This is a genomic window from Streptomyces genisteinicus, assembly GCF_014489615.1.
Lineage (GTDB): Bacteria > Actinomycetota > Actinomycetes > Streptomycetales > Streptomycetaceae > Streptomyces > Streptomyces genisteinicus.
In genome coordinates, this window is record NZ_CP060825.1 from 6203461 (window position 1) to 6226593 (window position 23133).

Annotated in this window: 23 protein-coding genes; 15 read left to right on the forward strand and 8 right to left on the reverse strand. The window is 73.8% G+C overall.

Translation table 11 applies throughout. The features are described from left to right. Positions 1-173 precede the first annotated feature (173 nt). Positions 174-1130: a fibronectin type III domain-containing protein gene (locus tag IAG43_RS26655; protein WP_187743214.1), complete on the forward strand. Its 957-nt coding sequence runs from the start codon at positions 174-176 to the stop codon at positions 1128-1130. 71 nt (positions 1131-1201) lie between these two features. Next, the gene (locus IAG43_RS26660; protein ID WP_187743215.1) at positions 1202-2068 is read left to right on the forward strand and encodes a PhzF family phenazine biosynthesis protein; all 867 of its coding nucleotides are present in this window, start codon (positions 1202-1204) and stop codon (positions 2066-2068) included. Positions 2069-2186: 118 nt separating this feature from the next. Here the strand turns inward: IAG43_RS26660 and IAG43_RS26665 are convergent, their stop codons facing one another. The 3 genes from IAG43_RS26665 to IAG43_RS26675 form a co-directional block, all read right to left on the reverse strand. After that, entirely contained in the window at positions 2187-2639 is a 453-nt protein-coding gene (locus IAG43_RS26665; protein ID WP_187743216.1) for a hypothetical protein, read from the reverse strand. A gap of 39 nt (positions 2640-2678) precedes the next feature. After that, the gene (locus tag IAG43_RS26670) at positions 2679-2891 is read right to left on the reverse strand and encodes a DUF4287 domain-containing protein (RefSeq protein ID WP_187743217.1); all 213 of its coding nucleotides are present in this window, start codon (positions 2889-2891) and stop codon (positions 2679-2681) included. Positions 2892-3089: 198 nt separating this feature from the next. Next, entirely contained in the window at positions 3090-3500 is a 411-nt protein-coding gene (locus tag IAG43_RS26675) for a VOC family protein (RefSeq protein WP_187743218.1), read from the reverse strand. 78 nt (positions 3501-3578) lie between these two features. Between IAG43_RS26675 and IAG43_RS26680 the strand changes: the two genes are divergently transcribed. Beyond that, entirely contained in the window at positions 3579-4181 is a 603-nt protein-coding gene (locus IAG43_RS26680; RefSeq protein ID WP_187743219.1) for a TetR/AcrR family transcriptional regulator, read from the forward strand. A 138-nt stretch (positions 4182-4319) separates the two neighbouring features. Beyond that, entirely contained in the window at positions 4320-4982 is a 663-nt protein-coding gene (locus IAG43_RS26685; protein ID WP_246574572.1) for a hypothetical protein, read from the forward strand. Positions 4983-5056: 74 nt separating this feature from the next. On the opposite strand, the gene IAG43_RS26690 is transcribed toward IAG43_RS26685, so the two are convergent. Continuing rightward, the gene (locus IAG43_RS26690; protein WP_187743220.1) at positions 5057-5911 is read right to left on the reverse strand and encodes a class I SAM-dependent methyltransferase; all 855 of its coding nucleotides are present in this window, start codon (positions 5909-5911) and stop codon (positions 5057-5059) included. Positions 5912-5984: 73 nt separating this feature from the next. Between IAG43_RS26690 and IAG43_RS26695 the strand changes: the two genes are divergently transcribed. From IAG43_RS26695 to IAG43_RS26715, 5 genes are all read left to right on the forward strand, one after another. After that, positions 5985-6620, forward strand: coding sequence for a TetR/AcrR family transcriptional regulator (locus IAG43_RS26695; protein WP_187743221.1), 636 nt, complete (start codon positions 5985-5987; stop codon positions 6618-6620). 136 nt (positions 6621-6756) lie between these two features. Beyond that, positions 6757-7836, forward strand: coding sequence for a hypothetical protein (locus tag IAG43_RS26700; RefSeq protein WP_187743222.1), 1080 nt, complete (start codon positions 6757-6759; stop codon positions 7834-7836). 139 nt (positions 7837-7975) lie between these two features. Then, complete coding sequence (locus IAG43_RS26705) at positions 7976-9394, forward strand: amidase (protein WP_187743223.1); 1419 nt, start codon at positions 7976-7978, stop codon at positions 9392-9394. A 235-nt stretch (positions 9395-9629) separates the two neighbouring features. Then, complete coding sequence (locus IAG43_RS26710; protein ID WP_187743224.1) at positions 9630-10499, forward strand: helix-turn-helix domain-containing protein; 870 nt, start codon at positions 9630-9632, stop codon at positions 10497-10499. Then, positions 10496-10711, forward strand: coding sequence for a DUF397 domain-containing protein (locus IAG43_RS26715; RefSeq protein WP_187743225.1), 216 nt, complete (start codon positions 10496-10498; stop codon positions 10709-10711). The genes IAG43_RS26710 and IAG43_RS26715 overlap by 4 nt, the downstream gene beginning before the upstream one ends. A gap of 24 nt (positions 10712-10735) precedes the next feature. Here IAG43_RS26715 and IAG43_RS26720 read toward each other — a convergent pair whose 3' ends face one another. Further along, positions 10736-11125 carry a VOC family protein gene (locus IAG43_RS26720; RefSeq protein WP_187743226.1) on the reverse strand — a complete coding sequence of 130 codons (390 nt, stop codon included), beginning with the start codon at positions 11123-11125 and terminating at the stop codon, positions 10736-10738. 227 nt (positions 11126-11352) lie between these two features. Here IAG43_RS26720 and IAG43_RS26725 point away from each other — a divergent pair, with 227 nt between their 5' ends. Then, complete coding sequence (locus IAG43_RS26725) at positions 11353-11727, forward strand: hypothetical protein (protein ID WP_187743227.1); 375 nt, start codon at positions 11353-11355, stop codon at positions 11725-11727. A gap of 17 nt (positions 11728-11744) precedes the next feature. Here the strand turns inward: IAG43_RS26725 and IAG43_RS26730 are convergent, their stop codons facing one another. Further along, positions 11745-12125 carry a MerR family transcriptional regulator gene (locus IAG43_RS26730; protein ID WP_187743228.1) on the reverse strand — a complete coding sequence of 127 codons (381 nt, stop codon included), beginning with the start codon at positions 12123-12125 and terminating at the stop codon, positions 11745-11747. Positions 12126-12207: 82 nt separating this feature from the next. Between IAG43_RS26730 and IAG43_RS26735 the strand changes: the two genes are divergently transcribed. After that, a complete protein-coding gene (locus tag IAG43_RS26735; RefSeq protein WP_187743229.1) occupies positions 12208-13119 on the forward strand; it encodes an NAD(P)-dependent oxidoreductase in 912 nt (303 codons plus the stop codon). A gap of 275 nt (positions 13120-13394) precedes the next feature. Here the strand turns inward: IAG43_RS26735 and IAG43_RS26740 are convergent, their stop codons facing one another. Further along, positions 13395-14228 carry an endonuclease I family protein gene (locus IAG43_RS26740; protein WP_187743230.1) on the reverse strand — a complete coding sequence of 278 codons (834 nt, stop codon included), beginning with the start codon at positions 14226-14228 and terminating at the stop codon, positions 13395-13397. A 319-nt stretch (positions 14229-14547) separates the two neighbouring features. Here IAG43_RS26740 and metG point away from each other — a divergent pair, with 319 nt between their 5' ends. Together metG and IAG43_RS26750 are read left to right on the forward strand one after the other, a co-directional pair. Next, positions 14548-16107 carry a methionine--tRNA ligase gene (gene metG / locus IAG43_RS26745; RefSeq protein ID WP_187743231.1) on the forward strand — a complete coding sequence of 520 codons (1560 nt, stop codon included), beginning with the start codon at positions 14548-14550 and terminating at the stop codon, positions 16105-16107. 369 nt (positions 16108-16476) lie between these two features. Then, positions 16477-18426, forward strand: a complete 1950-nt coding sequence (locus IAG43_RS26750) for a hypothetical protein (RefSeq protein WP_187743232.1) — start codon at positions 16477-16479, stop codon at positions 18424-18426. 58 nt (positions 18427-18484) lie between these two features. Here the strand turns inward: IAG43_RS26750 and IAG43_RS26755 are convergent, their stop codons facing one another. Then, positions 18485-19240: an RICIN domain-containing protein gene (locus IAG43_RS26755; RefSeq protein ID WP_187743233.1), complete on the reverse strand. Its 756-nt coding sequence runs from the start codon at positions 19238-19240 to the stop codon at positions 18485-18487. A gap of 465 nt (positions 19241-19705) precedes the next feature. Between IAG43_RS26755 and aspT (IAG43_RS26760) the strand changes: the two genes are divergently transcribed. Beyond that, positions 19706-21382, forward strand: a complete 1677-nt coding sequence (gene aspT / locus IAG43_RS26760; RefSeq protein ID WP_187743234.1) for an aspartate-alanine antiporter — start codon at positions 19706-19708, stop codon at positions 21380-21382. Positions 21383-21397: 15 nt separating this feature from the next. Beyond that, complete coding sequence (aspT, locus tag IAG43_RS26765) at positions 21398-23101, forward strand: aspartate-alanine antiporter (protein ID WP_187743235.1); 1704 nt, start codon at positions 21398-21400, stop codon at positions 23099-23101. Positions 23102-23133: the final 32 nt, after the last annotated feature.

The following is a 23133-nucleotide window of genomic DNA, read 5'->3' on the forward strand; positions in this document are numbered from 1 at the left end:
CGCGGCCACGTGCCCGGGACGTGTGCCCGTCCGCGCCCCGTCCGCCGGCCCGCCGGGCGCGGACGGGGCGTGCGCCGGGGGCGGGCGATCACACCACCGCATAGGTCTGGACCAATCCGCCGACGGCTGGCAGCCTGTCACCACACCTGTCCGTCGCCCGCGGAGGACCGACCGTGCAACGTCCCCCCACATCAACCGTGTTGGCCTGTACCGCCCTCTTCGTCCTCACCGCCTGCGGCGGCGGCGAGGAGGCGGACACCGATCCCCCCACCACCCCCGCCGGCGTCACCGCCCAGGCCGGCAGCGCCACATCCGTCCATGTGATGTGGGACCACTCCACCGACGACACCGGCATCACCGGCTACGAGGTCTACGAGCAGGGCAAACGGGTGAAGACCCTCCCGGGCGCCAAGCACATGACCGACGTCGAGGGCCTCACGCCGCGGACCGCGTACCGCTTCACCGTCCGGGCCCGCGACGCCGCGGGCAACCTGTCCGCGCCCAGCGCCCCCGTGTCCGTGACGACCCCCGAGGCCGCGCCCGACGACCGCACACCCCCCACCGCGCCGGTCGCCGTGCGCGGCGCCGTGGACGGGAGCCGCGCCGTGACCCTCACCTGGGGCGCCTCCCGGGACGACACCGGCGTCACCGCGTACGACATCTACCAGGAGGACTCCCGCGTCCACAGCGTGCCCGGCGACGCGACCGGCGCACGCGTCACCAACCTGCGCCCCGGCAGCGTGTACACCTTCACCGTCCGCGCCCGCGACGCCGCCGAGAACTCCTCCCCGGACAGCACGGCCGTCGACCTCACCACCGCCCCCGCCCCCGGGGACGGCCCGAGCACCGCACCGTCCGGTCTCGAGGCCACGGCGCGCAAGGACAGCATCGAGCTGGCCTGGACCCCGCCCGACACCGGGGCGCCGGTCAAGGAGCACCAGCTCTTCCTCAACGGCGAGATGGCGACCACCATCGTCTGGGGCGCCCAGCCGGCCGGGCCCCGCGTCACGTACACGATGACCGTCACCGACCCCCCGGGCACCCGCTACAGCGTCAAGCTCCGCGCCCGTCTCCCCGACGGCACCTGGGGCGACTTCTCCGCGCAGCGCACGGTGGTGGTCGCCGGCTGAGGGCTGCCCCGCGGCGGCCGCACGCGACGGGACCGGGGAACAATCCCGCGGGGCGCCCCGTTCCAGCGATCATGACGACAGAGCCCGAGGTCCTGCACTACACCGCCTTCTCCGACGACCCGGCGGGCGGCAATCCGGCCGGGGTCGTCCTGGACGCCGCGGGGCTCGACGACGCCGCCATGCTCGCGCTCGCCGCCCGCCTCGGCTACAGCGAGTCCGCCTTCCTCACCGATCCGCCCGCGGACCTGGGCGGCACCCCGGGGCGTGCCTTCACCCTCCGCTTCTTCAGCCCCAGGGCGGAGGTGCCGTTCTGCGGTCACGCCACGGTGGCCGCGTCCGTCGCGCTCGCCGAACGCATCGGACCCGGCGACCTCCTGTTCGCCACGCCCGCCGGCCCGGTGCCGGTCAGTGTGACGGAGAGCGAGGGGGTCCTGCGGGCGACGCTGACCACGGTCGAGCCGCACACCGAGGAGATCGCGGACGCCGACCTCGCCGAGGCGCTCGCCGCACTCGACTGGCCGGCCGGGGACCTCGACCCCACGCTTGTGCCCCGGATCGCCTTCGCGGGAGCTCGCCACCTCGTGATCGGGGCGGCGACCAGGGAGCGGCTCGCGGACCTCGCCTACGACTTCGCCCGCCTCGAAGCGCTGATGCACCGGCTCGACCTCACCACCGTCCAGCTGGTGTGGCGCGAGTCCCGCACCGTCTTCCACGTCCGCGACCCGTTCCCTGTGGGCGGTGTGGTGGAGGACCCGGCGACGGGTGCGGCGGCGGGCGCCTTCGGCGCGTACGCCCGGGAGTTCGGCCTCGTCCCGGCCGCGTCCGTGCTCACCCTGCACCAGGGCGCCGACATGGGGCGGCCGGGCGTCCTGACGGTGGAGCTCCGCGAGGGCGACGCCCGGATCCGGGTCGGCGGCACGGGCACCCGCATCGCCTGACCGTGCACCGCGCCGGGGCGCGCGGCGCCGCCGGCCGCCCCGCGCGGGTCAGGGCCGTGCGCCTCCTGCACCCGTGTCCCGTGCGGGGAGCGGCACCGCCGCCCCGAGCGGGGCGGCCTCACTCCGCCGGGCGCCAGCGCAGCCAGTAGCGGGGACCGCCGTCCCGGCGGCGGGGGCCCGCGGCGAGGCGGTGCTCGGCGACGAGGCGCCGGGCGTCCTCCGGCACCCGGCGATGCGGGGCCAGTGCCGACTCGAGCTCGTCGTAGCGGGCATCGACGCCTCCGTGGCCCGGATGGCTCTCCGGCCCGGCCTCACCCGCCTCGCGCCGGGCGTTCCACCGGGCGTAGATCGCCCACTGCTCGCGCTCCAGCTCCATCGCGGCCCCGCTCGCGGGCCACACCTCGTACGCGTCCGGCGCGTGGCCGAGGGCGTGGTCGTCGCTGTGGAAGTAGTGCGGCCTCCCGCCGATGTCGGCCAGGCCGGCGCGCGGCCCGTCGTACCACTCCAGCTCGACGTGGACGCGCTCGAAGCCGTCCGCAGCCAGCCGGTCCCCGTCCCAGGTCTCAGCCACGGGAAGCCGTCCCCGCCCGCGCCGCCGGGCCGGGCCGCCTCACTTTCCGCCGCGCTCGGCGAGGGTGTGCGCGACGAGGGCGTTGGCGTGACCGTGGCCCAGGCCGTGCTCCTCCTTGAGCCAGGCGACCAGCTCCATGTGCCGGGTGAGCGGCGAGGTGCTGATGAGCTCCTGCCAGTGGGCGACGGGCCGGCCGTACTTCTTCTCGATCGACGGGAAGTAGCTCGCGGGGCCCTTCACAGGTGCGGTCATGGTGCCGTGTCCCTCCGGTGCGTGCGGCGCCGCGGTGTCCCGGGCGTTGCTGTACAGGTGAGACGCCCCGGGGCGCGCGAAGTCACCGGCCGCCGAGCGTGATCCCGGTCACACGCCGCGCCCCGCCGGGGGCGAGGCGGCGCCCCTGCGTCCTCCCGGGTGCGGCCCCCGGCTCCCGCGGGCGGCCCCGGTTCCCGCTCAGGTGTACTGCGCGGCGTACTCCTCGGTCGGCTCGATCGGTGTGATGACGTCGATCAGCACGCCGTTGGGGTCGGCGACGATGAAGTGGCGCTGGCCGAAGTCCTCGCTGCGCAGGGGCAGCAGCGGGTGCAGCCCCTCGCGTGTCACCAGCCGCTCCCATTCCGCGTCCACGTCGGGCACCTCGAAATTGAGCAGGAGCCCCTGGACGGGGGAGCGGTGGCCCTCGGGGATCGTCGGGTGGGTGTGGTCGAGGAGGGCGAGTTCCCCGCCGCCGTCGCCGGGTTGGCGCAGGCTGACGTACCAGTCGGCGTCGAAGGTGACCTCGAAGCCCAGCAGCCGGGTGTAGAAGTCCCGCGACGCGCCCAGGGCGGTGGTGCCGATCACGGGATAGAAGCTGGTCGTTCTCATGGCGGATCCTTTCGCATACCGTCGGTATGTCAAACGGTATTCGCGTACCATGGGTATGTCAACGAGAGGCTGGGGATCATGCGGCAGGACGGCGTCCGCGCACAGCAGCGCGAACAGACGCGGCAGGCGCTGCTCCGGGAGGGGCGGCGGCTCTTCTCGGGCCGGGGCTACGCGGACGTGGGTCTCACCGAGATCGTGGCCGCGGCCGGGGTGACCAAGGGGGCGCTCTACCACCACTTCGCGGGCAAGGCCGAGCTCTTCCGGGCCGTGCTGGAGGAGGCTCAGCAGGAGGTCGCCCGGCGGGTCGAGGGCGCGGCCGCGGCGCACGACGACCCCTGGGAGCAACTGGTCGCCGGATGCCAGGAGTTCATCACCGCCGCCACCGACCCCGAGGTGCGGCGCGTCATGCTCGTCGACGGCCCGGCCGTCCTCGGCTGGACCGAGTGGCGTGCCATGGACGAGGCCGGCTCCGCCCGGCACCTCGCCGACGCGCTCACCGCACTCGTCGACGCGGGCGTCATCGTCCGGCAGCCGGTCGGCCCGCTGGTCCACCTGCTCTCCGGGGCGATGAACGAAGCCGCCCTCTGGCTCGCCTCCACCGCCCGCCCCGAGGACCTCGCGCCCACCCGCGCCGCACTGGAGCACCTGCTCGGCGCGCTGCGGACCCGCCCGCCGCGGTGAGGGCGCAGCCGCGGCCCGATCCGCCGGGATGTCCGCGGCACCGCGTTCCCGCCCCGGTGAACTTCCCGGTGAACGGTGGCCGCGCTCCCGTGCGCCCCGGTGGAGAGGGCCCGCGGCCCGCCGTCTACGATCCGCTCCATGACCGGAGCAGCGCCCCGCCTCGCCACCACGTCTCCCCGTCCCGCGGGGCCGCGCCGGGGCGGTGTCGGCAGATCGCTGCTGGCGCTGTTCGCGGTGCTGGTCCTTGCCTGGGCGATCGCCGCGGGCAATACCGCCCTCGCCTACGTCAGCCTCGGCAACGACGTGATCCCGATCGTCACCGGCTGCCTCCTCGCGGTCGGTTTCGTGATCGTGCTGCGGCTGCTCCACCACGCCTGGTGGCTGGCCCTGCTCTCCGTCGTCCCGGGCCTGTTCGTCCTCGTCGGCTCCGTCCAGTACGCACCCGAGGCGGCGCTGGAGCGCCGCGGTGTGCGCGAGACCGCCGTCGTCACCGCGGACAGCGCGGCGGGCACGGAGAGCAAGGACCACCGGTTCACGCTCACCGGCCCCGGCGGTGAACTGGACGAGACGCTGCGCTACCGGGGCAGCGACCCCGGCATCCGCGTGGGCGACCGGATCGAGATCGTCCGTGACCCCGAGGGCGTCGTCGCCATGGAGCGCGCCGACGAGGTCGACCCCGAGGCCCGCCTCGGCGGCCTGGTCGGCGGCGCCGCCGCCTGGTCCGTGATCACCGTCGCCGCCGGATGGCGCGGCCACTACCTGCGGCGCAGCGGCCGCACTCCCTTCCTCGACGGAGTCTGACCCGCCCGGCCTGCCGGCCGCGCCGGCGCACCCGGGCCGACGGACCGTCCGGCCGCCCCGCGGCTGCCGGGTGGTCAGGCGTGGGGCCCCGGCTGCCCCGCGGACGCGGTGACGATCCAGACGGACCCGGGCACCAGCACGCCCCGGGTGGTCTCGAACTCCTCGAAGGCCCGTCGCACTTCGGCCCGGACGCCCGCGGCGGTCGCCGCGTCGACCTCGCGCAGGTTGTGCCGCGTGGGCCCCATGGCGAAGAGGAACCCCGTGGCGTCGTCGGCGTCCGCCCCCAGGTTCATGGGGGCTTCGGCGGAGGTGATGCCGACGTCCGTGAAGCCCGCGCCGGTGAGCACGTCGCGGATGCGTGCCGGGTCCAGCAGCGAGCCCATCCCGGTGGCGGCCGGGGACGCCTCCCGGAGGAACGGGGCGAGCGCCGCCGTGGCGCGGGCGTAGGCGCCGTCCGGTTCGCCGGGCTGCGGGCCCAGGAAGGCGAGCCGCCCCTCGGGCGTGAGCGTGCGCCGGAGGTGGGAGAACGCCTCGACGTGGTCGCCGAAGAACATCACGCCGCCCCGGCTGATCAGGACGTCGTGCGACGCCTCGGGGAACGGGTGCACCTGCGCGTCGCCCTGCTCGAAGCGGATGTTGGCGATTCCCTCCGCGGCCGCGTCGCGGCGGGCCCGTTCCAGCATCGGTGCGGAGAGGTCGATGCCCGTGACGTGGCCGGCGACCGCCTGGCGGGCGGCGATGCGGGTGGTGCGGCCCGTGCCGCAGCCGATGTCGAGGACGCGGTCGTGCGCGGTGATGCCCGCCGCCGCGAACAGGGCGTCGTTGAAGCCGTCCAGCATGCCGTTGTAGCGCTCGGGGTGTTCTGCCCAGTGGACGCCCTCCCAGTCGTTCCACGCCTCGGCCTGCTGACGGTTGGCGATGTCGTGCACGGATCTGGTCCCTTCGCCGGAACGATTACTAGAGTTGAACTCTAGAGTCGAGCTCTAGTTATAGACTCCGGTCATGAGCGAGGTCAAGGCGAGGCGTGGCACCAGGGCCCGCGAGACACGGCGGCGGATCATCGACGCGGCGGGCGAACTCTTCGTCGCCAAGGGGTACGGGGCGACGACCCTCCAGGAGATCGCCGACCGCGCCGGTGTCGCCGTGCAGACGATCTACTTCGCCTTCCGCAACAAGCCCTCGCTGCTGAAGGAACTGGTCGACGTGGCGATCGCGGGGGACGACGACCCCGTGCCCACGATGGAACGCCCCTGGTTCGCCGAGGTCACCGAGGCCCCGACGGCCGACGCCGCCCTGTCCGCCCTCGTCCGGGGCAGCCGCGGCACCCTCGAACGGGTCGCCGCCATCAACGAGATGGTCCACGCGGCCACCGCGACCGACCCGGAGATCCGTGACCTGTGGCCGGCCGGCTCCGACCCCAGGTACGCCGTCGTCTCGGCCGCGACGGACTCCCTCCGGGGCAAGCCGGGGGCCCGTGCGGACGTCACGGGCGAGGAGGCGGCGGACATCGCGTTCGCGCTCCTCAGCCCGGAACTCTTCCTCGTGCTGACCCGCGACCGCGGATGGTCGCCGGAGCGCTGGGAACGCTGGGTCCACGAGACGCTCCGCGCCCGGCTCGTCCTCGCCGTCCCGCACTGACCCGCGCGCCGCACCCCGTCCCGCACCGACCCGCCGGCCCGCGCCCCGGCCCCGCACCGACCCGCGCGCCCCGGCCCGCCGGGCGAATCGGAATCAATAACTCCGCTCTGTCGGTGGCTTCTTCTACGCTCCGGGCATGAGCAGATGGCAGAGGGACTTCGCTGTGCTCCGCGCGCAGGACGAGCGCCGGCGCGCGCTCGCGGACCGCGGTGACCTGCCCGGACTGGCGCGGGCCGTCATGGACGCCGCCTGCCGCAACGGCTCGCTGACCGGCCCGGGACCGGAGGCCATGAGCTGGCTGCGCGGGCTGCCGGACGCCGACCGGATCGAGCTGGCCCGCGTCTGGGCCCGCTGGCACGCCGACCCCGAACCGGAGCGGGAGGGCGACATCGCACTGCGGGACGCCGGCTACTTCCGCGCGGAGCTGCTCGTCGTGGCGTCGGGTGTCGTGCGCGGCCTCGACCCGGACCTCCTCGCCGAGCCCCGGCGGCTCCGGCTCGCCCATGCGGCACGCGAGTACGTCGTCACCGGCCACCGGGACTGGGAGCTCGCCGACGCCGAGCACACGGCCGGACGGCCCCCCGGACCCGAGGTGCTGGCCGCCTTCCGCCGCACCGTCCTCGACTACCACGACGAGCCCGCGCTGCGCGAGGTGCTCGCCCGCTGCCCCGGGCCCGTGCTCAACCCGGGGGAGCCGTGGGCGGACCGGGCCATGGAGGACGCGGCACGCGGCGGCGGGCCCTGGCAGCGGCTGCTCGCCCACCGCGCCCCGGTCTCCGCCGCCGCCCCGTCGGCCACCTGGCTGCGCACCGCCCGGGGCCTGCTGGAGGCGGCGGGCGCCGGACAGGTGCGCCGGCATGTGCTGCGCTGGTTCGGGCTCGTCGGCCGCGAGCGGACCATCCCGCTGACCGGCTGGTACGGGCCGCCCGCCCACGATCCCTACAACGTCCACGCGCTCCGGGGCCTCGCCTGGCTGCTGTCCCTCCTCCCGCCCGACGGCGAGACCTGCGACGCGCTCGCCCAGCTCGTCCGCACGATCCACCTGGACCTGCCTGGTGCGGGCCGCCACCCCGTCGGGATCGCCGAAGCCGCCGTCACCGCGCTGTCCCTCACCGGCGGCGAGGACGCCCGACGCGAACTCGCCGACCTGCGCCGCCGGATCACCGACACCCACCTCCTGCGCCGGGTCGACCGCGCCCTCGCCGCCGCGCCCTGACGCCGCCCGGCCGGGCCGGGGCCCGCGGCGTCCCGCCCGCCGCCGCGCACGGGAAACGGAGCCCGGAAACCCTCGCCTGTTACTCGCTGGTAAGCAATGATGGCGGTGACGCATCCCAGCGGCCCGGGCGGAGTCAGCGGTGACGACCTTCGAGGAACAGACCACGGTGCACGTCTTCCGGGACGATGCGCTGGGCGAACACGACGCCGTCGGCCTCGCCGACGCGATCCGGCGGCGCGAGATCTCCGCCGCCGAGGCGGCACGGGACGCCGCGGCCCGCGTCAGGGACGCGGACGCCCTGCTCCACGCCGTCCAGGCACACGTCGACAGCCCGGCGCAGGCCACCGCCACCGGCGGTGCCTTCGCCGGAGTGCCCACCTTCGTCAAGGACAACACCGACTACGCGGGACTCCCGACCGGGCACGGCAGCGCCGCCTTCACACCGCGCCCCGCGCGCCGGCACTCCCCGTTCACCCGGCAGTTCCTGAGCACCGGGGTGACGGTGCTGGGCAAGACCCGGCTGCCCGAGTTCGGCTTCAGCCCCACCACGGAGTACGACGGCGCCGAGCCCGTCCGCAACCCGTGGCACACCGGCCACTCGGCGGGCGGCTCGTCGGGCGGCAGCGCGGCGCTCGTCGCCGCCGGAGCGGTCCCCCTCGCCCACGCCAACGACGGCGGCGGCTCCATCCGCATCCCCGCCGCCTGCTGCGGCCTCGTCGGCCTGAAGCCCACCCGGGGGCGGGTCGTGCCCAACGCGCAGGGCCGCCAACTGCCGCTCGACATCGTCTCCGACGGGATCGTCAGCCGCACCGTGCGCGACAGCGCGGCCTTCCTCGCCGCGGCCGAGACCCACTGGCGCAACCCGAAGCTGCCGCCCGTCGGCCCCGCGCCCGAAGGCCCCTCGGGGCGCCGGCTGCGCATCGGGCTCCTGACCGACTCGCCGGGCGGAGTCACCACCGACGCCCCGACCCGCGAGGCCGTCACCGCGACCGCGGCCGTCCTCGAAGGCCTCGGACACACCGTGGAGCCCGTCGAGCTGACGATCGACCCGCGCTTCACGGAGGACTTCCTCACCTACTGGGGCATGCTGTCGTTCCTGCTGGGCGTCACGGGCCGCACGCTGGGCAGCGGTTTCGACCGGCACCGGATGGACGGCCTCAGCCGCGGACTGCGCGACACCTACACGGCGAAGTGGCGCACCACCCCGGGCGTGGTGCGCCGCCTGAAGCGCACCCGGGAGGCGTACGCGGCCGCCTTCCGCGGCGTCGACCTCGTCCTCTCCCCGGTGCTCGCCCACACCACGCCCCCGCTCGGCCACCTCAGCCCGGCCGTCCCGTACGAGACGCTGATCGAACGGATCCTCGCGTACGTCGCGTTCACCCCGGTCAACAACGTCGTCGGCACACCGTCCCTCTCCCTGCCCGCACGCTCCACGACGCCCGACGGCCTCCCGATCGGCGTGATGTTCTCCGCCCGCCCCGGCGACGAACGCACCCTGCTCGACGTCGCCTTCGCCCTGGAGGCGGACCAGCCGTTCCGAGGCATCCGGCATCCGTGAGCCCACGGCCCACCGACGCACCCACGGCGCGCTGTGGCGTCGACGGGTGCGGCGGTGAACCTCGCGGGCTTGCCGGACGCGGGGAGCCGGGTGTGCGTAGCGTTGACCGGGCAGGGCTCGTGGGGTGTGGGGCGGTACGGGGCGGCTGTGTACGCGGGAGCCGGTTGGCTGTACGCGGGGTGAGGCGTGACGGGGTGCCGGTAGGAGGTGTTGGCGCACGGGAGGTGGTGTGCGGATGACCGTCGAGGAAGAGCAGCGGTACGGCGACGAGGAGGGCGACGGCCCCGGTGGTGGCGGGGCGTCGTCACCCGGGTCGGGCATCCTCGGGGTGTTCGGGCGGCAGTTGAAGCGGTTCCGGGAGTGGGCGGACCACGACCGGACGGCCTTCGGGGCGATGACGGGGTACTCGGCCTCGACGATCGCCAGCTATGAACAGGGCCGGCGGGTGCCTCCGCCGAGGTTCATCGACCTGGCGGACGAACTGCTGGGGGCGCGCGGGGTCCTGGCCGAGCTGAAGGAGGAGGTCGCGCGGGCGCAGTATCCGGCGTTCTTCCGGGACGCGGCGAAGTTGGAGGCCGAGGCTGTCGAACTGCACGTGTACGACACTCACGTGATCAACGGACTTCTGCAGACCGAGGACTACGCACGGGCCGTGTTCACCATGCGGCGTCCGATCCTGAGCGAGGAGACGATCGAGGAGCGCGTCGTCGCCCGGCTCGCCAGGCAGGGCGTGCTGTTGCGCAAGCCGCCGTCCACGTTCAGCTTCGTCATCGAGGAGTCGGTTCTCGCACGGCCTGCGGGCGGTCGTGAGGTGATGCGCGGGCAGTGGGAGCAGCTTGTCCTCTGTGGTCAGCAGCGGAACATCGACATCCAGGTCATGCCGAACAAGCGGGAGGAGCATGCCGGACTGTCCGGTCCGTTCACCTTGATCGAGACGAAGGAAGGGCGCAGGATCGCGTACGTGGAGGCGTACAAGCACAGCCGCCTCCACACGGACCGGAGGACTGTGCGTGAGCTCGAGGAGCAGTACGGTCTTCTTCGGGCGCAGGCACTCACACCGCGCGAATCGCTGGCCTTCATCGAGAAGTTGCTTGGAGAGACATGAACGTCGTGAAGTCCGTACCGGCCACCCCGGCGCTGGTGTGGGTCAAGAGCAGCTACAGCAGCGGCGAGGGCGGTCAGTGTGTGGAGGTCGCGACCCGCTGCGGCTCGGTTCACGTCCGTGACTCCAAGGACGTCACCGTGTCCCCGCTCACCGTCCGTACCGGTGCCTGGCGAGTCTTCGTCGGGTTCGCGGGGACGGGCGGGACCGCGTAGCCGCGGGCCCGCCCCGGGGTGGTGCTACGCGCCCCAGCCGCCGTACGGCACGGTGATGAGTTCCATCGCGTGGCCCGACGGGTCCATGAAGTACACGCCGCGGCCGCCGTCGTTGTGGTTGACCGTGCCCGGTCGGGTGCGTCGCGGGTCCGCGTAGTGCTCGATGCCGCGCTGCTCGATCTGCGCGTACGCGGCGGTGAACTCCTCCTCGGAGACGAGGAAGGCGTAGTGCTGCGGGGTGATCGTGTCCTCGGGGACGGTGGCGAAGTCCAGCGTGACGCCGTTGCCGAGGGCGACGGCGATGAAGGGGCCCCATTCGCCGGTGATCTCCAGGCCGAGCAGGCGGGTGAAGAACTCCGCGGCTTCGCGGGCGTCCCGGGAATGGACGATGGTGTGGTTCAGGTCGACTGACAAGGAATGCCTCCGAGGGCATCTCCCGACACCTCCATGCCTCACCCGGTCGGTGACCGGCACGCGATGTCGGCGTCGATGATAGTCGCTGCTCCGGCTGCCGCGCCCGGACCGGCTTCCCGTATGCTGTGAACCTGCTTTGAACGCGTTCAAGAATGCGGGACCGCCCGTGTTCCCGCCCCCGCCCCTGCTCCCGCTCCCGCTCGCCCGGCATCCGCATCGGAGACCTCATGGACCGCACCCGCACTCCTCGCCGCGGTCGTCTCCTCGCGCGGGTGGCGGCCCTCGGCTACGTGGCCTTCGCCGCGGTCGGGGGACTGCTGGCGGGCGCCGCGGATCAGCCCGACTCCGCCACCGCGTTCCTGCACCTGGCCACGTTCCCCGGGTCGGTCGCCGTGGGCATCGCCGCCTTCGCGTCGGCTGCGCTCCTCGACGTCGAGCCGTCGTTCTCCGACGCGGACCCCGGGGTGTTCGGCGTGATGCTGCCGTTCGCGCTCGGAGCCTCGCTCAACGTCCTCCTGGTGTGGGGTGCCGCCGCCTTCGGATGCAGGGTGGCCGGCGAACTGCGCGAGCACCGCCGATTCCGCGGACGCACCCGGGCCTGACGCAGGCGAGCCGCGGATCAGGCGTCGGCGGGGGCGCTCTCCCGCGCGCGCCGTTCCGTCTGCTCGATGTACCGGTGCAGGGCGCGGCGTGAGTGGGTGAGGGTGTCGATCTGCTCGTCGAGGCCGGACAGCCGTACGCGGAGGGTGTCGATGAGCTCACCGCAGGGGGCGAGTTCCGGCTCCGGGCCCGTGACGCAGGGCAGCAGGTAGGCGATGTCCTCGGTGGACAGTCCCGCGTCGAGCAGCTTCCGGATCTGGAGCACGGTCAGGACCGCGTCCTGCGTGTACTCCCGGTATCCGCTGGCGCGCCGCAAGGGCTTGAGCAGGCCCTGCGCCTCGTAGTAGCGCAGCTGATGGGTGCGCACCCCGGTGCGCCGGCTGAGATCCCCGATGAGCACGGCCGTCCCCCTTGACCTTCATACCGGTGTGAATGCCGAGGATTCTGCCACGGATGTCGAACAAGCAGGGAGAGCAGTGTTCATGACGGAGCATCAGTCACCGGATGTCACCCCGGTCGCGGTCATCGGACTCGGACTGATGGGGCAGGCGCTGGCCGGCGCGTTCCTCGGCGGCGGCGCACCCACCACGGTGTGGAACCGCACCGCGTCGAAGGGCGACGCCCTCGTCGCCGCGGGAGCCCGGCGCGCGGGCTCCGCCCGTGAAGCGGTGGAGGCCGTCGGGCCGGACGGACTCGTCGTCCTGTGCCTCACCGACTACGACGCGGTCCGCGAGGTCCTCGAACCGCTCGGCGGAGTCCTTGCCGGACGGGTCCTCGTCAACCTCACCTCGGGCACGTCGGCGGCGGCCCGTGAGGTCGCGGAGCTGATGGCACGGACGGGCGGCGCGTACCTCGACGGGGCGATCATGGCGACCCCCGACGGCATCGGCGCCGACGACGCGGCCGTCCTCGTCAGCGGGGACCCGGCGGCCTGGGACCGGTACGGGGCCACCCTGCGCCTCCTCGGCGGCGGGACCGCGCGCATCGGCGCGGACCACGGTCTCGCGGCCCTCTACGAGATGGGCGTGCTGGGGCTGATGTGGGGGGTCCTGAACGGCTTCCTCCACGGTGCGGCGCTGCTCGGGGCGGCGGGCGTCTCCGCGGAGGCGTTCGCCCCGGTGGCGCGGCACGGGATCGGGACCGTGGCCGGCTGGCTGACCGACTACGCGCGACGGGTGGACGCCGGGGACCACGCGTCGCCCGACGCCACCCTGGAGACCCATCTCGCCACCATGGACCACCTCGTGCACGAGAGCGAGGCGCTCGGTGTCGACGCCGAACTCCCGCGGTTCGTGCGCGAGCTGGCCCGGCGGGCGGCTGCCGCGGGCCACGGCGGCGACGAGTACTCGGTGATGGCCGACGTGTTCCGCGGGCGCGTGGGAGCGCCGTCGTGAGGTGCGCCGCCGCCGGGTGCCCGCCCGAACGCGCCGACCGCGGCCGGGCGGACTGACCCGCGCCGTCCGGCCGGGCCGCGCGGGGGGCGGTCCGGCCGGACACCGCGCGACCGGGGGCGCCGCGCCACGGGCCCGGGTGGCGCCACTCCGCTCACCGCCCCGGCGGGCGGCCTCCCGGCCGGTTCCGCGCACGCGAACGCGGTGGTGGCGGCCGTCGGGCCGCCACCACCGCGTCGTGTCCCGTGGGCGCGGGTGTCAGGAGGTGCGGTTGTGCGCTACCAGATCGACTCGACCCACTCCGGGTGGTCGATGAACGGGTTCCGGTTGCCCTGGTAGGACGCGTATATGACCTCGTTCCGGCGCTGTTCGAACGCGTCCGGCGGGTCCTGGACGTTCCACTGCTTGAGGACGCTGAGTCTGCCCATGTACGGGGCGCTGCCGTTGTTGACGTTCCCGTTGACCTCCAGGTCCGGCCAGCCGTCGCCGCCCTCGTACCGGACGGCCATGTAGAAGATCATGCGGGCCACGTCGCCCTTGTCCGCGCTGCGGGGCTCGAAGGAGTCCGAGTCGGTGAGGCTGCCCCCGCCGCCGGAGACGGTGCTGCCGCCGGTGTCGAAGTCCTTGTTGCCCCGGATGCTGTTGACCTGGACGTCGGTCGGGCGCAGATGGTGGATGTCGGTGCCCGGGCCGGTGGCGGTGCCGAAGTCGCCGTGGGACTTGGCCCAGACGTGCTCCCTGTTCCAGTCGCCGACATTGCCGCCGTTGAGGGACTTGCTGCGGGACCCGCCCGAGTAGAGCAACCGCACGTTGGCGCTGTTGGCCGGGTCCTGGTCGGTGGCCTTGAGGGCGTCCCAGACGGCCGAGTAGGACAGCTTGGTCTGGTCACTGACGATCGTGTGGAGCGCGTCCTTCAGCGCCGCGCCGGACTTGCCCAGGGCGTCGGCGTAGTAGGTGTCGTCGTACGCCGGGGCGGCGGTGCCCGCGGCGGAGGCGGTCGGCGGCGCCGGGGTGGCGGCGGCTGCCGGCAGGGTCAGTGCGGCCACGGCGGTGAAGGCCGCCAGACCGCCGAGTACCGGTGTAGTCCAGCGTCGGGCGTGGGGCGCAGGCATGGGGGGACCTCCGGTCTACGCGGGTTGAATGAGCCGGTAGTCGGAGGGTGACATGGACATGTGAATCTGGGTGTGAACGGCCGGTGTCGGATGTGTGGCGGCTTCGGGGAGGGGCGCCCCGGCCGCCCGTCCCGGTGAAAACCCGTGGCCCCGGCAGGCGTTCCGCCGCTACCGTCGGCCCATGACCACGCACACGTTCCGCATGATGCCCCGCCGCAGGGGCTGCTGAGACGGACGTGTGACGTACCGAGGCCCCGGGAAGGGGCCTCGTCGCCGTGCGCGCGGAGCTCCGGCCCGGTCGACGGAGAAGGAACTCCCCATGACCACCGACGCGCCACGCACCTACATCACCACGACCATCCCGTACGTCAACGCCCGTCCGCACCTGGGCTTCGCCCTCGAACTGGTGCAGGCGGACGTCCTCGCACGCCACCGCAGGCAGGCGGGCGACGACGTCCGGCTGCTCACCGGCACCGACGACAACTCCCTGAAGAACGTCATCGCCGCCGAGGCGGCCGGCGTCGGAGTGCAGGAGTTCGTCGACCGCAACGCGGTCGCCTTCGAGGAACTGCGCGATCCGCTCTCCGTCTCCTTCGACGACTTCATCCGCACCAGCAGCGACCCGCGCCACCGGGCCGGTGTGGAGCGGCTGTGGCACCGGGTCGCGGCGGCCGGAGACCTCTACCGCAAGCACTACGAGGGCCTCTACTGCGTCGGCTGCGAGCAGTTCTGGGCACCGGGGGACCTCGACGCCGGACGCTGTCCCGAACACGGCACGCCCCCGCGCCCGGTCGCCGAGGAGAACTGGTTCTTCCGCCTGTCCCGGTACGCGGACACCCTGCGCGGCCTGATCGAGGACGGCACCCTGCGCATCGAACCCGCCTCGCGCCGCAACGAGGTGCTGAGCCTGATCGACGGCGGACTCCACGACTTCTCGGTGTCCCGCTCCCGCACCCGCGCCCGCGGCTGGGGCATCCCGGTCCCCGGCGACGACGACCAGGTCGTCTACGTGTGGTGGGACGCCCTCGGCAACTACGTCACCGGCCTCGGATACGGCACCGGCGGCGAGGACTTCGACCGCTGGTGGGCGGGCGGCGGGAGGCGCATCCATCTCCTCGGCAAGGGCGTCATCCGCTTCCACGCCGTGTACTGGCCGGCCATGCTGCTCTCGGCGGGGCTCCCGCTGCCCACCGACATCCTCGTCCACGACTACCTCACCGTGGACGGACGCAAGATCAGCAAGTCGGCCGGCACGGTGGTCGACCCGGCCGGACTCGTCGCGGAGTACGGGACCGACGCGGTGCGCTGGTGGCTGCTGCGCGACGTACCGCGCACCGGGGACGCCGACTTCACGGCCGAGAGCCTGGTGCGGCGGCACGACGGCGATCTCGCCGGCGGCGTCGGAAACCTGGTCAACCGTGTGGTGACCATGATCCACCGCTACCGGGCGGGCAGGCCCCCGGGCGCCGCCCCGCTCCACGGCGCCCCCGCCGTGTCGGAGTGGCTCGCGCGTGCCGTGACCGAGAGCGCCGAACGCGTCGACGCGGCCCTGGAGGCCTACGACTTCCGGCAGGCGGCGTCCGCCGTGTGGACCGTCCTGGAGGAGGCCAACCGCTGCGTCGACGCCACCCGGCCCTGGGTGCACGCGCGGGCCGAGCAGGACGGCGACCACGCGGCGGGGGAGCGGCTCGACGAGGTGCTGGGCACCCTGCTCGCGAGCTGCCTCGTACTCGCCGAGCGGCTGACGCCCTTCCTCCCGGACGCCGCCGCCCGCATCACCGCGCAGTGCACGCCGGTGGACGGGGTGCTGCCGCCGCCGGTGCCGCTCTTCCCCCGGCTCGCCGACGCGGCGACCCCGCCGCCCCGCCCGGCGGGGTGAGACGGGGCCGTTCGCGAGCGGGGCGCGGGGTGGCCGGCGGACGCGGCCGCTGCCACGGGAGCCGGACGGGGTGACGCGCACGAGGCGCCGGAGCGGGGCGCGGGGCAGTGGGGTGGTGGGGTGCGGACGCCGGCGCCGGAGCGGTGCGGGTGATGCGGTGCGGACGCTGCCGCCGGAGCCGGGCGCGCGCGGTGGGGTGCGGACGCGGCCACCGGGCCGGCTTCCGGACCGTACGAGCGGAGTCCGCGCTTCCCCGTGGCCGGATGTCGTCCCTGCCGCTGGAGGCTCCGGGAGGCCCGCCGTATCTTCGGGCGCGCCCGGTGGGGACCGGGTCCGGCGGGGCGGGCGGGGGGGCGGCACATCGTGACGGTGACCGGGCACGGACACGTCCCGCGCACGGCGGAACTCGAACGGCTGCGCAGGGCGCTGGACACCCACGGGCTGGTCAACCTGACCGGCCCTCCGGGTGCCGGAAAGTCCGCCCTCGCCCGTGAACTGGGGTGGAAACACGTCGACCTGGAGCACATCGCCCCGGCTCACCTCGCCCCGGCTCACCTCGGCCCGGAGCACACCGGCCTCCTCGGCGGTGTGGACCCGGCCGCACCGGGCTCCGCCGGACTGGAAGCGGCCGGACCGGAAGCGGCCGCGCCGGGGAGCGCCGGCCGGGACACCGGGGCGTGCGACGGCGACGGCGTGGTCGTCGACGGAGCGGACGGTCCCGGCCGGGCCGCCGCCCTGAGCACCCTGCTCGGCCGCGTCCGGTTCCGTCGGCTGCTCCTGATCAGCAGGCTGCCGCTGCCCGCCCGGGACGGCGGCTGGACGGGCAGCGGCCTCCACATCGTGGGGCTGACGCCGTTCCCGGACGAGGACGTCGACCGGCTGGCCGGGGCGGCGGGCATCGGCGACCCGGGAGCCCGCGCCCTCGTCGTCCGCCTGGCGGGCGGCGTTCCGGCCCTCGCGCACGCCGCCTGCCGGGCCCTGCACGCGGGCGCGTCGGCGAACGACGGCGGAGCCGTCGCGGACCGGATGGCCGAGGAGCTGACGGACCGGCTCGCCCGCGAACGGCCCGGCGCCCGCACGCTGCACGCGCTGCGGCTGCTGGCGACGGTGGGCGCGGGCGACGAGCACCTGCTGTCCGCGGGACCCGCGCTGTTCAGCCGCCTCGGCGAGCTCAGCGTGGTGCGGCGCACCGCACTCGGCCTCACGGTCGCGGAACCCTTCCGCACGGTGCTGGAGAGCGCCTACCACTGGCGCCGCCCGCTCGCCCACCACACCACCCGGTCCCGCGCGGCGGCCTACCGGCACACCCTGCTCCAGCGGTCGGACGAGCCGGCCCGACGGGCCGAACTGGTCCGGCAGCAGCTGTTCCTGACCGGCGACCCGGCGCTGCGCTCGGCGCTCTTCCCGCCCGCGGAGTCGACCGTGACCGTCGCAGCGGCGACGCAGGACGACACCGACGCCGTCCACGTCCTCATGCGGAGGTGGGCCGAGCGCGGCGGATTCGACCGTACGCGGGCCGACCGGATCACCGAACGCTGGCTGGCCCACGGCCCGTCCGCGTTCCGGCTGGCGAGGGACGGCGAGGGCCGGGCCGTCGGCATCGCCTCCCTGCTGCCCGTCGGCGACGGCACGGCGGGCGGCGTCGACCAGCTGCTCCAGCAGCATGCCGAGCAGTTCGTCACCGGCCCCCGCACGGGCGGCCTCTTCCTCGGGGCGGCGTACGCACCCGACCCGGTGGCGCACTCCCGGGTCCTCGGTGACATCCTCCAGCGTTCCGTGCACGCCGGGCGGCTGGTGGTGTCGACGGCCACCGACGACTACCAGCGGCTCGTGCGCGTCCTCGGCTTCCGGGTGCACGGCGCCGTGCACGACGACGTCTTCCGGTGCGGCCGGCCGCCCCAGGTGTTCAGCAACGCCTTCACCCCGGCGGCGCTCGGCCCCTGGCTCGACCGGCTCGGGCCGGCGGCCACCGCTCCCGCACAGGCGGCGGACGAACGCCTGGTGCCCGAGGTCGCCCGCGCCCTGGCCGGGATCAAGGACCCCGCAGGACCGGCCGACAGCGCCCTGCTCGCCTACCTCCCGACCCCGACACCCGCCGCGCTGCGCCGCTGGCTGCGCGACGCCGCCCACGACCTGGCGACGGGCGCCGACGCGGCCGACGCCGAGGCCGGCGCCGTGCTCTGCGCCTACTACCTGGACCGCTCTCCCGTCACGCACCATCAGGTCGCCTGCCGGCTCCACCTCGGCCGTGCCACCTACTTCCGCCGCCACCGCCGCGGCCTGCTCGCCCTCGCCGCCCGCCTGCGCGCGGGCGGCTGAGAGCGCACCGGCCCCGGCGCCGGAGGAGGCGGCGGGGCCGGGGCCGGTGCGCGGCGGCTCAGGTGCCGAGGCCCGGCCCCTGCCACTGCTGGTTGGTGTGGTGCGGGGCGCAGTCCCAGATCCCGACCCGGGTTCCGTTGCCCGTGCCCCAGCCCAGGGCGTCCAGGCACTTGCCGGAGTGGGCGCTGCGCAGCAGACCGCCCTCCAGGAGCTGCCACTGCTGGTTGGGCGCGCCGTGGCAGCTGTTCATGCCGAGCAGCGAGCCGTTCTCCGTCCTGGCGTACTGCACGTCCAGGCATCTGCCGAGAGACCGGAGCGTGCCGTCCGGGTACAGCTTCCACGACTGGTTCGACCCGTTGTTGCAGGAGTGGATCTGCACCGGCGTCCCGTTGGCGGTCCCGCCCGCCTTCACGTCCAGGCACTTCCCGGAGTGCACGCCGACGATCCGGCCCGCGCCGGCCGGGGCCGGCGGCACGCAGTGGATCTCCAGCAGGATCTGGAAGTAGCCGGGGCTCAGCTCGTTGGGCACAGGCCCCGCGGACAGCCGGCACGAGGAACTGGGGTAGCCCTCGTTGGCGGCCGCCGCGTAGGCGGTGCCGTAGGCGGCGTCCAGGGCGATGTTGTACGGGCCGTACCCGGTGCCGAGGAAGTACTTGGGCTCGGTGGGTTCGGCGACGGCGGCGGTGGCGGCGGCCGGGGTCGCCGCCACCGCCACCGGGCCGTCCGCGGCGACGGCGGACGACGTGCCGGTGAGCACGGATACGGCGGCCAGGGCGGCGGCGGCCAGCATGACCGGCCAGCGAGCCAGCTTCACGGCGGTTCCTCTCGGTCGGTACCCGGCACCTGCGCGGGCACGGTCTGCCCGCGTCCTCGGGGGCGTTGGGAAGCTACCGGCGGGCCCGTGCCCGGGTGGTCTCACGGCAGTCTCAAACTCCCGCGGAGCCCGCACCGGTGACGGACCGGGCCGTGTCCGACACGTCCCGCCGGCCGCCTCCCCGACCCCGCAGGTCGATCACCGCCGCCCCGCTCCCGGGCCGGCGACCCCCGCTCCCGGGTCCCCGTCACCCGTCCCGTGAAACGGAGTTGGCCGGAGGGCGGCGGACCGTGGGCGGCGGGCGGCGGGACGCCCCGGGCGAGGACGCCACCGGAGCCGGGGCCGACCCGCGGGCCGCACGCCCGCCGTCGATGCGACAGCGTGCACTATATTCCCGATATGCACCGATTCAGGTACAAGCCCGGCGCCAGGTACAAGCCCGGCACAGAGACCGGCTGAGCCGCCATGGGCGTGTTCAAGGACAACCCCGAACTGGTCCTGTTCGCGAGCCTCGCGCTCGGCTACCTCGTGGGGAAACTGCGGGTGGGGCCGCTCACCCTGGGCGGCATCTGCGGAACCCTGATCGTCTCCCTGCTGCTCGGCGCCTGGACCAAGGCCCAGGTCTCCGACGACGTGAAGACCGTGTTCTTCGCCCTGTTCATCTTCGCCCTCGGCTACCTGGCCGGGCCGCAGTTCTTCCGGAACCTCAACCGCAGGAGCCTGCGGTTCTTCGTGCTGTGCGGGATCGAGCTGGTCTGCGTGCTCGGCATCGCGCTGGGCCTCGCCAAGTGGTTCGACCTCGACGTCGGCACGGCCTCGGGCATCCTGGCCGGCGCGGCCACCGAGTCCGCGGTCGTGGGCACGGCCACCGAGGCCATCGGAGAGCTGTCGAACCTGACCTCGGCCCAGATCAGCGAGTACCAGGGCAACGTCGCCACCGCCTACACCGTCTGCTACCTGTTCGGCCTGATCACGGTCGTGCTCTACACGAGCCAGATCATGCCGATCCTGATGCGCGTCAACCTGCGGGACGCCTCCCGGGAGCTGTGGGAGCGCACCCGCCGCTCCGGCGGCCTCGACGCGGACGAGCGCCCGGCGATGCCCGGCGTGGTGGGGCGCACCTATCTCGTCACCACGGCCGACGGCCGGTCCGTGGCGCAACTGGAGGCCGAGCACGCCGAGCGCATCACCGTGGAGGCCGTCAAGCGCGGCAGCGTGATCCTGGACGTCACGCCCGAGCTGGAGCTGACCCTCTCCGACCTGGTGCTGCTGGTAGGCCGCCGGGCCAACGTGATCGAGGCGGGCCGGCTCATCGGCCCCGAGACACCGGGCGTGCCCGGTCTCGACTCCCCGCTGGCGACCCAGCAGGTGTCGGTCACCGAGAAGGCCACGGAGGGCCGCACGATCGACGAACTCCAGCGGACCCACCCGGAGTTCTACCGCGACGGCGTCTACGTCAGCGACGTCGTCCGCGGCGACCAGGACCTGCCCGCCAACGGCGACACCGTGCTGCACCGCGGGGACGTCCTCACCCTGGTGGGCGCGCGGGCGGGGCTCGGCAAGCTCGTCGCGAGGATCGGCTCCGTCGTCAGGAACGACGCCACCGACTTCATCTATCTGGGGCTCGGCATCGCGGCGGGCTCGCTGCTCGGCCAGGTCGTGGTCACCTTCGGGGACGTCCCGCTCTCCCTCGGAACCGGCGGCGGCTGCCTGGTGTCGGGGCTGCTCTTCGGCTGGTTCCGCTCCCGCAGCCAGACCTTCGGAGCGTTTCCGCCGCAGGCCGCCACCACCATCAAGGACATGGGGCTGGCGATCTTCATCGCCTGCACCGGCCTGGTGTCCGGCCCGCAGGCGTGGCCGCTGCTGAAGGAGTACGGGGCGCTGCTGCCGTTCGCGGGGATCGCGATGGTCCTCGTGCCCGCGACCCTCTCCCTCGTCGTCGGCCGCAAACTCCTCAAGATCGAGAAGCCGCTCCTGGTGGGCGCCATCGCCGGCCAGCAGTGCTCGACCCCCGCGATCACCGCCATCACCCAGGTGGCGCAGTCGTCGGTGCCGATGCTCGGCTACACGGTCACCTACGCACTCTCCAACTTCCTCCTCCCGCTGACCGGTCCGCTGCTCGTCGGGATCCTCGGCCACTGAGAGACGCGAGACCTCGTGATCGACTTCCTCAACCGCAACATCTTCCAGCCCTATCCGGAGCTCCTGGTCTTCCTCACCGTCGCCTTCGGCTTCCTGGTCGGGCGGCTCCGCTGGAAGGCCATCGCGCTCGGCTCCGTCACCGGCTGCCTGGTCGCCGGTCTGCTGCTCGGCAACTGGACGGAGGTGCAGATCGACGACACCGTCAAGAGCCTGTTCTTCGTGCTGTTCCTGTTCGCCCTCGGCTACAAGGTCGGCCCGCAGTTCTTCCGCGGGCTGAGGACCGACGGCCTGCCGCAGGTGCTGAACGCCGTCGTGGTCTGCGTGACGGGCCTGCTGGTCTGCTGGGCCTTCGCGGCGCTGCTCGGCTACGGTCCCGGCCTCTCCGCCGGGCTCCTCGGGGGCGCGCTCACGCAGTCGGCCGTGATCGGTGTCGCGCAGGACGCCATCGCCACCCTGCCGGGCCTGTCCTCCGCGGAGGCCAAGGACGAGGGCAACCTCGTGGCCATCGGCTACGCCGTGACGTACCCCCTGGGCACGATCCTGTGCGCGATCCTGCTCGCCGACGTCCTCCCCAAGCTCTACGGGAAGGACCTGGCCGCCGAGTCGGCCGCCCTGGCGAAGGAACTCGACGCACCCGAGGCCGATCCCGACCTCCACGAGGGCTACTACGAAGTGGTCCTGCGGGCGTACACCGTGGAACGCCCCGACCTCGTCGGCCGCACGATCGCCGACTTCGAGGACCAGCAGAAGCAGCTCGGCCGGCGGATCTACATCACACGGGTACGCCGCGGGGGCAGGATCATCGAGCACACCCAGCAGACGGCCCTGGCCCACGGCGACGTCGTCGCCGTGAGCGCCCTGCGGACGTCACTCGTCGACTACGACCCCCGCGCCCGCATCGGCGGGGAGGCCGACGACGTCGAACTCCTCGGCTACCGGACCGAAACGCTCCATGTGGTCGCCTCCGAGAAGGCCCAGCTGGGCAGGACGGTGGCCCAGCTCCGGAGCGAGCCGTTCATGGTCGGCGTCTACGTCGAGAAGATCTACCGGTCGGGGGCGGAGTTCCCCTACCGCCTGTCCACCCGGATCGACCGCGGCGACACCCTCGTCCTGACCGGCCCCAAGCGGCTCGTCGACCCGGCGGGCGCGGCGATCGGCACACCGGTGCCGACCTCGTTCGCGACCGACATGATCTGGGTCGGCCTCGGCGTCTTCCTCGGCGGCTGCATCGGCATTCCCGCGCTGACCCTCGGCGGCGTCCCCATCTCGCTGTCCACCTCCGGCGGCGCGCTCATCATGGGCCTGGTCTTCGGCTGGATCCGCGGCAAGTACCCGACGTACGGCAACGTCCCGCCCGGTGCGCAGTGGTTCATGGACACGTTCGGGCTCTGCCTCTTCGTCGCGGTCGTCGGCATCAACGCGGGCCCGAGCTTCACGTCGGGCCTGTCCCAGGCGGGCTGGGGTCTGCTGCTCTTCGGAGCGGTCGCCACGGTCGTGCCGCTGGCCGTCGGCTTCCTGTTCGGCCACTACGTGCAGAAGCTGCGGTTCCCCGTCCTGATGGGCGTCCTCGCGGGCGGCCAGACCACCACGGCGGCGATCGGCGCGATCAACGAGGCATCACGGTCGCAGGTGCCCACGCTCGGCTACACGATCCCCTACGCCGTCGGCAACGTGCTGCTGACGATCTGGGGCGCCGTGATCGTCCTCCTCCAGCACTGATCCCGACCGGCCGACCCCGGTCCGACCTGAAG

What these genes read in the sequence shown, in the direction of transcription:
- metG (WP_187743231.1), top strand. Translation starts at nt 14,548, where the DNA reads ATGACCACCGACGCGCCACGCACCTACATCACCACGACCATCCCGTAC.
- aspT (WP_187743234.1), top strand. Translation starts at nt 19,706, where the DNA reads ATGGGCGTGTTCAAGGACAACCCCGAACTGGTCCTGTTCGCGAGCCTC.
- IAG43_RS26685 (WP_246574572.1), top strand. Translation starts at nt 4,320, where the DNA reads ATGACCGGAGCAGCGCCCCGCCTCGCCACCACGTCTCCCCGTCCCGCG.
- IAG43_RS26660 (WP_187743215.1), top strand. Translation starts at nt 1,202, where the DNA reads ATGACGACAGAGCCCGAGGTCCTGCACTACACCGCCTTCTCCGACGAC.
- IAG43_RS26700 (WP_187743222.1), top strand. Translation starts at nt 6,757, where the DNA reads ATGAGCAGATGGCAGAGGGACTTCGCTGTGCTCCGCGCGCAGGACGAG.
- IAG43_RS26695 (WP_187743221.1), top strand. Translation starts at nt 5,985, where the DNA reads ATGAGCGAGGTCAAGGCGAGGCGTGGCACCAGGGCCCGCGAGACACGG.
- IAG43_RS26715 (WP_187743225.1), top strand. Translation starts at nt 10,496, where the DNA reads ATGAACGTCGTGAAGTCCGTACCGGCCACCCCGGCGCTGGTGTGGGTC.
- IAG43_RS26740 (WP_187743230.1), bottom strand. Translation starts at nt 14,228, where the DNA reads ATGCCTGCGCCCCACGCCCGACGCTGGACTACACCGGTACTCGGCGGT.
- IAG43_RS26670 (WP_187743217.1), bottom strand. Translation starts at nt 2,891, where the DNA reads ATGACCGCACCTGTGAAGGGCCCCGCGAGCTACTTCCCGTCGATCGAG.
- IAG43_RS26680 (WP_187743219.1), top strand. Translation starts at nt 3,579, where the DNA reads ATGCGGCAGGACGGCGTCCGCGCACAGCAGCGCGAACAGACGCGGCAG.
- IAG43_RS26710 (WP_187743224.1), top strand. Translation starts at nt 9,630, where the DNA reads ATGACCGTCGAGGAAGAGCAGCGGTACGGCGACGAGGAGGGCGACGGC.
- IAG43_RS26725 (WP_187743227.1), top strand. Translation starts at nt 11,353, where the DNA reads ATGGACCGCACCCGCACTCCTCGCCGCGGTCGTCTCCTCGCGCGGGTG.
- IAG43_RS26675 (WP_187743218.1), bottom strand. Translation starts at nt 3,500, where the DNA reads ATGAGAACGACCAGCTTCTATCCCGTGATCGGCACCACCGCCCTGGGC.
- IAG43_RS26735 (WP_187743229.1), top strand. Translation starts at nt 12,208, where the DNA reads ATGACGGAGCATCAGTCACCGGATGTCACCCCGGTCGCGGTCATCGGA.